The 12,881-nt window shown below is 56.5% G+C and carries 10 protein-coding genes; 5 read left to right on the plus strand and 5 right to left on the minus strand.

What is annotated here, in order from left to right; translation table 11 throughout:
• Positions 1–93: 93 nt before the first annotated feature.
• The gene (locus QLG08_RS19220) at positions 94–1,098 is read right to left on the minus strand and encodes a LacI family DNA-binding transcriptional regulator (RefSeq protein WP_033774483.1); all 1,005 of its coding nucleotides are present in this window, start codon (positions 1,096–1,098) and stop codon (positions 94–96) included.
• A gap of 320 nt (positions 1,099–1,418) precedes the next feature.
• Between QLG08_RS19220 and QLG08_RS19225 the strand changes: the two genes are divergently transcribed.
• Together QLG08_RS19225 and QLG08_RS19230 are read left to right on the plus strand one after the other, a co-directional pair.
• Positions 1,419–2,615, plus strand: a complete 1,197-nt coding sequence (locus QLG08_RS19225; protein WP_014593256.1) for an L-talarate/galactarate dehydratase — start codon at positions 1,419–1,421, stop codon at positions 2,613–2,615.
• Positions 2,616–2,687: 72 nt separating this feature from the next.
• Entirely contained in the window at positions 2,688–4,001 is a 1,314-nt protein-coding gene (locus tag QLG08_RS19230; RefSeq protein WP_014593257.1) for an MFS transporter, read from the plus strand.
• A gap of 98 nt (positions 4,002–4,099) precedes the next feature.
• Here the strand turns inward: QLG08_RS19230 and hutU are convergent, their stop codons facing one another.
• Positions 4,100–5,782: a urocanate hydratase gene (gene hutU, locus QLG08_RS19235; RefSeq protein WP_014593258.1), complete on the minus strand. Its 1,683-nt coding sequence runs from the start codon at positions 5,780–5,782 to the stop codon at positions 4,100–4,102.
• 10 nt (positions 5,783–5,792) lie between these two features.
• A complete protein-coding gene (hutH, locus tag QLG08_RS19240; protein ID WP_238493089.1) occupies positions 5,793–7,349 on the minus strand; it encodes a histidine ammonia-lyase in 1,557 nt (518 codons plus the stop codon).
• Between the two features lie 303 nt (positions 7,350–7,652).
• Here hutH and hutC point away from each other — a divergent pair, with 303 nt between their 5' ends.
• Positions 7,653–8,408, plus strand: coding sequence for a histidine utilization repressor (gene hutC / locus QLG08_RS19245; protein ID WP_014606249.1), 756 nt, complete (start codon positions 7,653–7,655; stop codon positions 8,406–8,408).
• Here the strand turns inward: hutC and QLG08_RS19250 are convergent.
• Both QLG08_RS19250 and QLG08_RS19255 read right to left on the minus strand, forming a co-directional pair.
• Positions 8,392–8,937, minus strand: a complete 546-nt coding sequence (locus QLG08_RS19250) for a HutD family protein (RefSeq protein WP_014593260.1) — start codon at positions 8,935–8,937, stop codon at positions 8,392–8,394. The genes hutC and QLG08_RS19250 overlap by 17 nt on opposite strands.
• Positions 8,934–10,289, minus strand: a complete 1,356-nt coding sequence (locus tag QLG08_RS19255) for a formimidoylglutamate deiminase (RefSeq protein ID WP_014606247.1) — start codon at positions 10,287–10,289, stop codon at positions 8,934–8,936. Before QLG08_RS19255 ends, QLG08_RS19250 begins: the two co-directional genes overlap by 4 nt.
• Positions 10,290–10,373: 84 nt before the next feature.
• On the opposite strand from QLG08_RS19255, the gene hutI reads away from it, so the two are divergent.
• Positions 10,374–11,591: an imidazolonepropionase gene (gene hutI / locus QLG08_RS19260; RefSeq protein WP_014593262.1), complete on the plus strand. Its 1,218-nt coding sequence runs from the start codon at positions 10,374–10,376 to the stop codon at positions 11,589–11,591.
• Complete coding sequence (hutG, locus tag QLG08_RS19265; RefSeq protein ID WP_238493088.1) at positions 11,588–12,379, plus strand: N-formylglutamate deformylase; 792 nt, start codon at positions 11,588–11,590, stop codon at positions 12,377–12,379. The genes hutI and hutG overlap by 4 nt, the downstream gene beginning before the upstream one ends.
• Positions 12,380–12,881 lie beyond the last annotated feature (502 nt).

Genomic DNA, 12,881 nt, shown 5'->3' on the forward strand with positions numbered 1-12,881 from the left:
CGAGAGCGCGTCTATCGCCAGGCGCGATAAAATAGCGAATGGGCTAAATCAAAATGGAATAAGTAATAAACAAGCGTGCAACCGTATCGCCTGTTATGCCGACTCACGCTTAATTAAATGGAAGCCGATATCAATAATGCTTTCTGCGCAGGGACGCTGTTCAATCCGATCGGCCAGCAGCGTAGCGGCACGTTGACCTATAGCGACCCGATCGACGCTGACCGTGGTGAGGGCAGGGCGATTGCTGGCAGCAAAATCCAGATCGCCAAAGCCCATCACCGCAATATCTTCAGGCACGCGCAGGCCACGGCTTTCTGCCTCCATAATCGCACCCTGTGCCAGCGTGTCTGAACTGCAGACGATGACGTCATACTCACCCTGATCGAAGAGCTGCGTTAAACCGGCGCGTCCGGATGCCAGAGAGGCGGGGAGCGCCGCGTCTGCCTGTGGAATTGCGTCAATTCCCTGCTGGCTGAAGACGTCACATAATCCCTGTTTACGCTGTCCGGCACGTTTGTCTGACGTCCACACCAGGCCGGGCCGACGGAAGCCTTGTTCAAGCAGGTATTCTGCCGTGGCCTGACCAACGCGTTGATGCGAGAATCCCACCAGCATATCGAGCGGCGTTGGCGTCAGATCCCAGATTTCAACGACCGGTATCGCGGCATTCAGGATCACCTTTTTAAGCGCGGCCGAATGATGGATCCCGGTCAGAACAATCCCGTCCGGACGTCGTGACAGCAGTGTTGCCACCAGTTCGGCTTCAGTATCGGCGCGATAGCCCGCCACGCTCAGCAGGATATGATAACCCCGCAAGCCCAGCTCATCACTCAACGACTGAATGGTATCCACGAACATGTTGTTGTTGATTTGCGGCACCACGACAGCGATGAGCTTACTGCGCCTTGAAGCCAGGCTTCCCGCCAGCGCATTAGGAATGTATCCCGTCACCCGCACCGCCTCCATGACTCTTTCTGCCGTTTTAGGCCGCACTAACTGCGGGGCATTCAGCACGCGGCTGACGGTCATCGGTGACAGTCCGGCATGGCGGGCGACATCTTCAAGCGTGGGCGCATGGGTCGGTTTCGAACTTTTCACGGCAATCCATTTCACGGTGACGGCGGTATTCGCACTGGCATTATTCTTCATGTTCCTGAGCATTTCCAGCCGGTGCGTTACGCATTAAGCAATATGCGCTGACATGACTAAAAAAATTCGCGATAGATGTTAACGCAATCATTATGTTGTTTAACACGAAGAAAAAGTCATAAATGCGATCTCGCTGGCAGCATGACTCCCTTTATGCAAGGTAAATGTGATCTGTTGTTCAAAATAAACACAACGCGGTTTTCTGCCGCAGGCCGGGATGTAAAGATAAAAATGTTAGCGCAATCATTTTTAAACCACAGGAGATAACTATGTCTGTAAGCGCAAATTCTCATGCCGTGAGCTATGCCAAAACGGTGAACGCAAAAACGGCGGCTGACGTCGGTGATCGTATTGAATGGGTCAAACTCTCCCTGTCGATTTTACCCCTGGCCACGCCCGTCAGCGATGCCAAGGTGCTGACAGGGCGCCAAAAGCCGTTAACCGAAGTGGCCATTATCATTGCTGAAATTCGTAGCCGTGAGGGTTTTGAAGGGGTGGGATTCAGCTATTCCAAACGCGCTGGCGGGCAGGGCATTTACGCGCATGCTAAGGAGATTGCCGATAATCTGCTGGGGGAAGATCCAAACGATATTGATAAAATCTACACCAAACTGCTGTGGGCGGGCGCATCGGTAGGACGAAGCGGCATGGCGGTGCAGGCTATCTCTCCCATTGATATTGCGCTGTGGGATATGAAAGCGAAACGCGCCGGGCTGCCGTTGGCAAAACTGTTAGGTTCCCATCGTGATTCCGTACAGTGCTACAACACCTCGGGCGGCTTCCTGCATACACCGCTGGAGCAGGTATTAAAGAACGTGGTGATTTCACGTGAAAACGGCATCGGCGGGATCAAGTTGAAAGTGGGGCAGCCAAACTGTGCCGAAGACATTCGTCGCTTAACGGCAGTGCGTGAAGCGCTGGGCGACGATTTTCCGTTGATGGTTGATGCCAACCAACAGTGGGATCGTGAGACCGCTATCCGTATGGGCCGCAAAATGGAGCCGTTCAATCTGATCTGGATTGAAGAACCGCTGGATGCTTACGATGTGGAAGGCCATGCACAACTGGCCGCCGCGCTGGACACGCCCATTGCGACCGGTGAGATGCTCACCAGCTTCCGTGAGCATGAGCAACTGATTTTGGGCAACGCCAGTGATTTCGTTCAGCCGGATGCGCCGCGCGTGGGTGGCATTTCCCCTTTCCTGAAAATCATGGATCTGGCGGCGAAGCACGGTCGTAAGCTTGCGCCACATTTCGCCATGGAGGTTCACCTGCATCTGGCGGCGGCCTATCCGCTTGAGCCCTGGCTGGAGCATTTCGAATGGCTGAACCCGTTATTTAATGAGCAACTGGAATTACGTGACGGACGGATGTTTGTTTCAGATCGCCACGGACTTGGTTTTACGCTCAGCGAACAGGCACGAAGCTGGACTCAATTAACCTGTGAATTCGGCAAACGTCCCTAATCTTTTTGGCGGGAATCTCTCCCGCCACCTCTCCTTTTAAATCTCTCTCAACCCGATATCCAGGAGTGGGTGATGAATACAATAATAAAACGTACCAAGGTACGTTATTCTATTTTGCTATTTCTGTTTCTTGCCACCGTATTTAATTATGCCGATCGTGCGACGTTATCTGTTGTCGCGCCTTTTATGAGTCAGGAGTTGGGCTTTGATCCTGAAGCAATGGGGCTGGCCTTTTCGGCCTTTGGTATTGCCTATGTCATTATGCAATTACCCGGCGGCTGGTTACTGGACCGCTATGGTGCCCGCATGGTATACGGCTGTGCGCTGATTGGCTGGTCGCTGGTGACCATGCTGCAGGGCACGATTTATCTCTACGCCAGTCCGCTTATCGTTCTGGTGATTTTGCGTTTATTAATGGGGGCCATTGAAGCGCCAGCTTTTCCGGCAAACAGTCGGTTAAGTGTGCAGTGGTTTCCAAATAAAGAGCGGGGATTTGTGACGTCGATTTATCAGTCAGCACAATATATCTCGCTCGGAATTATTACGCCTTTGATGACAATTATTCTTCATAATTTAAGTTGGCACTATGTTTTTTATTATATCGGTGCGATTGGCGTTATTTTAGGGATCGTCTGGCTTTTTAAAGTCAGAGATCCCTTACAGCATCCCAAAGTAAATCAGGAGGAAATCGAGTATATTCGTGACGGCGGTGGAGAACCCGCATTAGGCAGTAAAAAGGCGCAAGAGAAAATTACACTGGCGCAGTTTAAAAGCGTGTGTATTAACCGCATGATGATTGGTGTCTACATTGGCCAGTTTTGTGTCACCTCAATTACCTGGTTCTTCCTGACCTGGTTCCCTACCTATCTCTATCAGGCCAAGGGCATGTCGATTCTGAAAGTGGGATTTATTGCCAGTATACCGGCCATCGCGGGTTTTGTGGGCGGCCTGTTGGGCGGCGTGTTTTCTGATGCGTTACTCAAACGCGGTTACAGCCTGACGGTTGCGCGTAAACTGCCCGTCATCTGTGGGATGCTGCTCTCCTGTGTCATTGTTATCGCCAATTACACGTCCTCGGAAATTGTGGTGGTTGCGGCCATGAGCGTTGCCTTTTTCGCCAAAGGTTTTGGCAATCTGGGCTGGTGTGTGCTGAGCGATACATCGCCGAAAGAGGTGTTGGGCATTGCCGGTGGCGTTTTCAACATGTGCGGCAATATGGCCAGTATCGTTACCCCGCTGGTGATCGGGATCATTCTGGCAAATACGCAATCATTTGATTATGCGATTTTATATGTGGGATCGATGGGGCTGCTCGGCCTGATTTCCTATCTCTTTATTGTCGGGCCTTTGGAACGGATTACGCTGACGTCCACGAAGCCTGAGTAAGCCTGTTGCGAGCATTTCGCGCCGCTGTTCCGGAACCGCACTCCCCGGAACAGCGTTTTTTACCGCATGACGCGACTCAATAAAATCGGCGTTGCGGGTTATTGCATCGGTAAGTTCAGACCGTGTTTTGTCGCACACTGCTGTGCCTGTTCGTATCCCGCATCGGCATGACGCATCACGCCGGTAGCAGGATCGTTCCACAGCACGCGGCCCAAGCGGGCATCAGCCGCTTCCGTGCCGTCGCACACAATCACCACGCCAGAATGCTGGGAGAAGCCCATGCCCACGCCACCACCATGATGCAGGCTCACCCAGGTCGCGCCGCCCGCCGTATTCAGCAGGGCGTTGAGCAGCGGCCAGTCGGATACCGCATCCGACCCATCTTTCATCGCTTCGGTTTCACGGTTTGGCGAGGCAACAGAGCCGCAGTCGAGGTGATCGCGACCGATCACAATCGGTGCTTTTAGCTCGCCGTTGCGTACCATTTCATTGAACGCGAGGGCCGCGAGATGGCGCTCACCCAATCCCAGCCAGCAGATACGCGCCGGTAAGCCCTGGAAGGCGATGCGTTCCTGCGCCATATCCAGCCAGCGATGCAGCGTTTTATGTTGCGGGAAAAGTTCTTTGAGTTTGGCATCCGTTTTGTAGATATCTTCAGGGTCGCCAGACAGGGCAACCCAGCGGAACGGACCTTTACCTTCGCAAAACAGGGGACGGATATAGGCTGGTACAAAACCGGGAAAATCAAAGGCATTGCTGACGCCTTCATCCAGTGCGACCTGGCGAATGTTGTTGCCATAATCGACGGTAGGAATGCCCATATGACAGAAGTCGAGCATCGCCTGAACGTGGACGGCCATAGAGGCACGGGCAGCTTTCTCCACGGCTTTAGGATGTGTCTTGCGTTCCTGCTCCCAGCGTGAGACGTCCCAGTCAATGGGCAGATAGCCGTTAAGGGGATCGTGCGCCGAAGTCTGGTCGGTGACGATGTCAGGCTTAGGTCCACCCGCTTTGGCGCGCTTAACCAGCTCGGGCAGGATTTCCGCTGCGTTGCCCAGCAGGCCGACAGAAATGGCTTTCTTCGCTTTGGTCGCCTCATCAATCAGGGCCAGTGCCTCATCCAGCGAGGTGGCTTTGTAATCGACATAACGCGTGCGTAAACGAAAATCGATACGGGATTCCTGACACTCAATCGCCAGTACGCAGGCGCCTGCCAGCACGCCTGCCAAGGGTTGCGCACCACCCATGCCACCTAAACCGGCGGTCAGGATCCAGCGTCCGCTTAGATCATTGTTATAGTGCTGGCGTCCGGCCTCGACAAACGTCTCGTAGGTGCCCTGAACGATTCCCTGGGCGCCAATGTAAATCCATGAGCCGGCCGTCATCTGGCCATACATCATCAGCCCGGCTTTATCCAGTTCGTGGAAGTGATCCCAGTTAGCCCAGTGAGGAACCAGATTGGAGTTGGCCAGCAGGACGCGGGGGGCATCCGCATGGGTACGAAACACGCCGACGGGTTTGCCCGACTGGATCAGCAGGGTTTCGTCCGGCTGCAGGAGCTGCAGCGATCGTAAAATTTGCTCAAAACATTCCCAGTTGCGCGCGGCTTTACCAATACCGCCGTACACCACCAGATCTTCCGGACGTTCTGCCACGTCGGGATCCAGGTTGTTCTGAATCATGCGGTAAGCCGCTTCAATTAACCAGTTAGCGCAGTGCAGTTCATTTCCACGTGGCGCACGGATCTCGCGTGCTACCGCTTTAGACAGGGTTTCGCTCATGACGGATTCCTTATTTAACTGAATAGGTGCCCATGCTGGGTAGTAATGCGGTGAGTGCCTCTGGCCAGTCGCAGCGGCTTGCCCACTGACGCATCGCCTCAATGTCGGGTGCCAGCAGGCGGTCTTCTTCCAGGAAGGCAACGCGTTCGCGGATGTGGCCAATGGCCTGCTCTATCGGTGCAGAACTTTGCAAGGGACGATGAAACTCAATGCCCTGGGCGGCGGCCATCGCTTCAATGCCCACCACGGCGGCGCTGTTGAAGCACATATCTCCCAGGCGGCGGGCGGCATAGGTGGCCATGGAAACGTGATCTTCCTGGTTAGCCGAGGTCGGTAAGCTGTCTACACTGCCGGGATGGGCCAGCGATTTATTTTCTGATGCCAGCGCCGCCGCAGTGACCTGGGCAATCATAAAGCCGGAGTTCACGCCGCCGTCGCGAACCAGGAAAGGTGGCAGTCCGGACAGGCCGGTATCCAGCAGCAGGGCCAGTCGACGTTCCGAGATAGCGCCCACTTCAGCCACGGCCAGCGCAATAATGTCGGCTGCAAAGGCGACCGGTTCAGCATGGAAGTTGCCGCCGGAGATCACATCGCCGGTTTCGCTGAAAACCAGCGGATTATCAGAGGCGGCGTTGGCTTCAATTTGCAGGACGCGCGCGGCATGAGAGAGGTTATCCAGGCAGGCGCCCATTACCTGAGGTACGCAGCGGATAGAATAGGGATCCTGTACCCGGCCACAGTGGGTATGTGAACCGAGGATTTCGCTTCCTTCAATCAGGCTGGTAATCGCGGCGGCCACGGCAATCTGCCCGTGCTGACCGCGCGCCTGATGGATACGTGCATCGAAGGGTTTTAACGAACCTTTGATCGCTTCTAATGACAGGGCGCCCGCCAGTAAACCTGCGGCAAACAGGTTTTCGGCTTCAAACAGGCCACGCAGCGCCAGCGCCGTGGAAACCTGGGTGCCGTTAAGCAATGCCAGACCTTCTTTCGGGCCCAGAACAAAGGGCGTCAACCCGACTTTAGCCAGGCCTTCTGTCGCCGCAATAAGTTCCCCTTTGAACCTGACCTGACCTTCACCAAGCAGCATCAGCGACATATGCGCCAGCGGTGCCAGATCGCCCGAGGCACCCACCGATCCTTTTTCCGGAATGCACGGCATGATGCCGGCATTAAACAGGGCCAGCAGGGCATCGATCAGTTCGATGCGTACACCCGAATGGCCCCGCGAAAGGCTGATCACTTTGCTGGCGACGACCAGCCGCGTGACGTTATCAGGCAGTAAATTCCCTAACCCGACGCTGTGGGACAGCACCAGATTACGTTGCAGATCCGCCAGACGGCTGGCGGGGATCTGAGTTTGGGCCAGTTTGCCAAAACCGGTGTTAATGCCGTAAACCACGCTGCCGGAGGCGACGATCGCGTCAACGGTGCGTTGTGCCTCGGCGACGGCCTGGCGGGCGCCATCGTCGAGGCTGAGGGTAACGTTGCCCTGATAAATTGCGCGTAACGTCGCGAGATCAACATTACCTGGCACCAGGTGTAATACCTGAGTCGAACCTGACATAACCTGCTCCTGTCTATACAAGGGTTGGGTTGCCGCAGGGCATCTTTATTGACCCTGATCAACTGAATAACGCGAGTGAACCATAAGTGTCTATTCTTGTCTATACAAGTTGCAATCAGCGTGCCAAACCGATCACAAAATTGATCGGGCGTCAGGACAGGGGGGAGCGAGCAACGACCGGTATTGCTGCACCTTTATCAGGCAGCAGGTGCACGGTTAAAGTGCTGAAACCGCGTCTGAATGTATATACATCCAACCCTGCAGGCAGTAAACTCTGCGCATTATCTGCGAAAGGAAAACGTTATGGCCGAGCATACGGCAATTGCACAACTGGCGGCGGCCATGAGCGATGAACCTGCGCCTATTTATCAACGGGTCAAGCAGGCTATCATCAGCCAGATTCGTGAAGGACACTGGAAAGCAAATCAGCGCGTGCCCTCCGAAAGCGAGCTGGTCAATGAACTAGGCGTGAGCCGGATGACCATCAATCGTGCATTACGCGAGCTGACCAGCGAAGGGTTTCTGGTGCGTATGCAGGGCGTGGGAACATTCGTTGCCGAAATGAAAGGCTATACGGCCATGCTCGAAGTGCATAACATCGCCGATGAAATTGCCCAGCGCGGTCACCAGCACAGCTGCAAAATTCTGATGATGGGTCAGAACAAAGCCGATCCCGAGCAGGCTTCGGTTCTGGGGCTGACCACCGGGCAAACGCTGTTTCATTCGCTGATTGTGCATTATGAAAACGAGTTGCCGGTGCAGCTTGAAGACCGACTGGTGAATCCGCAGCTGGCTCCGGACTATCTGACTCAGGATTACCATACGCTCACGCCTTATACCTATCTGATGCGGGCGGCGCCGTTAACGGCAGGCGAGCACATCGTTGAAGCGGTGATGCCCGATGCGCGTCAGCGTAAACATCTGGCGATCGATGAGCATGAGCCCTGTCTGCTTATCCGCCGCCAGACCTGGAGCGACAATAAAATCGTGACCTATGCGCGATTACTCTATCCGGGCTCGCGCTATAAGCTGCTGGGCCGCTTCAAAGGACACGGGTAAGGCGCACGAACAGCAATCTTGCCTCCGGACTGGCTGGCGAGAGCAGGGTGGAGTGATCAACCCACCATGTCCCCTGCTGCGCCTCTAACCGCGCGTCATCCGCGATGCGCCATTCTCCGGCTAACACCCACGCCACGCCGTGCTCGCTGCAGACGGCTTGCGTAACGACGTCGGCCTGCGCCCGCCATGCGTCACGCCGCGTCATGACGTTAAAATCCTGACTGGCCTCTTTGCCTTCCAGACTGGCTTCAAGCGCCCATTCACCCGCGAAAGCCCAGGGAACTTCAGGCAGTAAGCGGTGCTCGCCTGCCGGACCGCGCAGCAGCACCGGGCTGCCGTTCAGCAGAGTAATGGTGCGATCTATGCCGTTGAACGTCGAAAACGGGCCGTCCTGAGCAATGGTCGCAATACTGGCTCGCCAGGCGAAATCGTCGGCATCAGGCGGAAAGCTGATAATCTCGCGTGTTTCGCCTCCGCCGTTGCGCCAGCGGCTAGCGGGTAAGTTTTCCAGAGAAAATAATGTTCTCATTGCAGCGCCGCCATTGCCTGGGCGAAGCGCGCCGCGCAGGCGTGTTCTTCGGCATGATGCCCGTCGTTAATGACCCGATTGCCCGCCACATACACGTCGCGAATCTGATCGCGCTGGCCCGCAAACAGCCATCGGTTAAGCAGGGCGTGTTCATTCACGCTGCCCAGCCAGGCCTGATCGCGCAGTACCAGCCAGTCGGCGCGCTGCCCCACGGCCAGTGAACCACTCCTGATCCCACAGGCCTGAGCGCCGCCTGCAGCTGCCTGCTGCCACAGCAGGTCGCCGACGGAAGGCTGGTGAGCCAGGGCGATACGGTTACGACGGCGGTCGCGCAGACGCTGAGCATACTCCAGCCAGCGCAGCTCTTCCTGAACGCTCAATGAGACATGGCTGTCAGAGCCGATGCCCCAGCGACCGCCCTGAGCGATATAGTCCACCGCCGGGAAAATGCCGTCGCCAAGATTGGCTTCGGTAGTCGGACACAACCCGGCGACCGCGCCGCTGGTGGCAAGGCGCGTCACCTCGCTGTCATCAAGATGTGTGGCATGGATCAGGCACCAGCGCGCGTCAACGTCAAAGCGGTTCATCAGCCAGCTCACCGGGCGCTCGCCGCTCCAGGCCAGGCTGTCGTTCACCTCTTTTTCCTGCTCGGCAACGTGGATGTGCACCGGTAACGACCGATCGCTGGCGGCTAACACTTCGTGCATTTGCACTTCGCTCACCGCACGCAGTGAGTGAAAGCACAGGCCCACGTTGTGCAATGGCTTGTCTTTCACCCACGTCTGCAGGCGTGCCTGCTGTTGCAGGTAGTTGTCGGTCTGCTGAATAAAGCGTTTCTGCCCGGCCACAGGCGGCTGCGCGCCAAACCCGCTGTAGCTGTAAAGCACCGGAAGCAGGGTCTGACCAATGCCTGCCGTCTCGGCGGCGGCAATCAACTGCTGCAGCATGGCATCATCCGCATAGGGCAGGCCGTTAACGTCGTGATGCAGATAATGGAATTCTGCAACCTGGCAGTAGCCACCTTTTAACATATCGATGTACAGCAACGCGGCAATATCGCCCACCTGCTGGGGCGTCAGGCGCTGCACCATGCGATACATTAAGTCGCGCCAGGTCCAGAAGCTGTCTTGCGGATCGCCCGCCACTTCGGCCAGACCGGCCATGGCGCGCTGAAAAGCATGAGAGTGCAGATTCGCGATAGCGGGAATGACCTCGCCGGGTAAGCGACATGCCTGACGGTCATCACTGTTGGGCGTGATGGCCTCAATGATTCCGGCCGGACTGACGTGGATGCGTACCTGTTTGTACCAGCCGTCAGCCAGCAGTGCGCGGGGCGCAAAAAAAGTTGCCATAGTTGATCCTCAAGGGATGTGGTTGTATATACATATACATACTTTAAAGTGGGCTGTAAACGGCGAGAGTAACGAGAGGCAGGAATGGCAGAAGAACTCCAGGTAGACAGTGTGTGGACCGGTGCTGATGTGGTGACCATGCGCGGTGGCCGCTACGCGATGATTGAGCAGGGGGCGCTGGCGGTGAAGGCAGACAAGCTGGTGTGGGTAGGCGCCGCCGCGGATATGCCTGCCTTTAGCGCACAAAAACATCATCAGTTACCGGGCGGGATTATCACGCCAGGGCTGGTCGATTGTCATACGCATCTGGTTTTTGGTGGGGATCGCAGTCAGGAATTTGAACAGCGTCTCAACGGGGTCAGTTATGCCGACATAGCGGCACAGGGCGGGGGCATCCTCTCTACCGTTCGGGCTACGCGCGCGGCCAGCGAGCAGGCGCTGGTTTCATCGGCCCGCTGGCGACTGAATCGTTTACTGGCTGAAGGCGTGACGACTGTCGAGATCAAATCCGGTTACGGGCTGGACGAAGAGAGCGAATTACGTATGCTGCGCGCCATCCGCCAACTGGGTAAAGAGGTGGCTGCGGATGTGCAGGCAACCTGCCTTGCTGCGCACGCTTTTCCGCCGGAATTTAAACAGGATCCCGAGGGCTGGATAGCGATTATCTGCGAACGCCTGCTGCCTCAGGTCAAAGCCGAAGGGCTGGCTGACGCGGTTGATGCTTTCTGTGAACATCTGGCCTTTTCTCCTCAGCAGGTAGCCCGGGTGTTTGAGCGGGCAAAGGCGCTGGGGCTGCCGGTAAAACTTCATGCAGAGCAGTTGTCTGCGCTGGGTGGTGCGGCGCTGGCAGCACGCCATGACGCGCTCTCAGCCGATCACCTGGAATATGCTACCGAGCAGGATGTCCAGGCGATGGCCGGGCACGGCACGGTCGCGGTACTGCTGCCTGGCGCATTTTACCTGTTACGGGAAACGCAGCGCCCACCTGTGGCGCTGTTTCGCCGCTATGGCGTGCCCATGGCGCTGGCGAGTGATGCCAACCCTGGCACCTCTCCGGCCCTGTCACTGCGGTTAATGCTCAATATGGGCTGCACGTTATTTGGCATGACGCCGGAAGAGGCGCTGGCCGGCGTCACCCTGTGGGGCGCGAAGGCGCTAGGGCTGGAAGCCAGCCACGGCTCGCTTGAGGCTGGCAAAGTTGCCAGTTTTGTCCACTGGCCGCTGGCTCGCCCGGCGGAACTGGTTTACTGGCTGGGCGGTGAACTGCCCTGTACGGTCATCTATCGCGGAGAAGCACAATGACACCTTTTCATTTCACCCAGGGCGATATTCCCCTACTGGTCAGTATCCCTCATGCCGGTACGCTGTTGACACCGGAAGTGGAGGAGGGACTCAGCGAGGCCGCCCGCAACTTACCTGACACCGACTGGCACCTGCCACAACTTTATGATTTTCTGCGTGATATGGGAGCGAGCATTATCATCGGTCGCTACTCACGATTTGTTATCGATCTGAATCGCCCGTCGGATAATCAACCGCTCTATACCACGGCCACGACCGGCCTGTTCCCCGAAACCCTGTTTGACGGCACGCCGACTTTTATCGAGGGCAAAACGCCCACGGATGCGCAGCGCCAGGGCTACATTAACGCTATCTGGCAACCTTACCATCAGCAGATTCAGCAGACGCTGGCGCAAATGAAAGCGGAGTTTGGTTACGCTTTGCTGTTTGATGCGCACTCTATTGCCAGTGAAATTCCCCGTCTGTTTGAGGGGCGGTTGCCGGATCTCAATATTGGTACCAACGATGGGGCGAGCTGCAGCAGTGCCGTGATTAACGGACTCACCTCGGTGTGCCGCGCGCAGGATCGCTACAGCTGGGTGGTGAACGGCCGTTTCAAAGGCGGTTATATCACGCGTGCTTACGGGCAGCCGCAGCAGCAGGTTCAGGCTGTGCAGCTGGAGCTGTCGCAAATTAACTATATGGATGAAACGCCGCCGTTTACCTGGCATGAAGCGCGGGCTGCGCAGTTGAAGAAGGTGTTAAAGCCGCTGCTGCATAGCTTTCTCGAACAGGGACAAACGGGCTGAGGCGTAACCCAATCACCGCGGCCCGGCTGGCGGTTTTGGCCGGCGCAGAATAACGGACCTGATGGGCTTCGGCCACTTAGCGCCCGTTGGCACAATAGCACACAGCCGGGCGCCACGCTGGGTCCCGGCTGCCTCCTTTTACCGCATACCGCACGACTTTCTCCCACGACTCTCAGCATCTTTTCGCCTGTTCAGGCAAGGCATTTACAGGTGCGCGCCAGGCATGAAGAGGCTGAGCGATGATGTTCGCCAGACCGGTGAGAGGGGCTAAATGCAGGGTGCTTATCCGTGATCCCCGCCAGGCGATAACATAATCGGTTGCCGATCTGTTTCTGTCCGCCGCAGCACTGCGCGCAAGTTTGCGCTGAATGTGTGCAGTGCTGCACCTGAAACGGGCATTGGCCTGGTAAGAGCACTTTCACCGGGCAATGGGGCGGCGGTTGCCGAGCGTCCTGAACTGGCACGACCTTTGCTAGGTTGTATGTACAAGTTAGCTCTGTTC

It is taken from the genome of Pantoea sp. V106_11, from assembly GCF_029967885.1.
Classification (GTDB): Bacteria; Pseudomonadota; Gammaproteobacteria; order Enterobacterales; family Enterobacteriaceae; genus Pantoea; species Pantoea ananatis.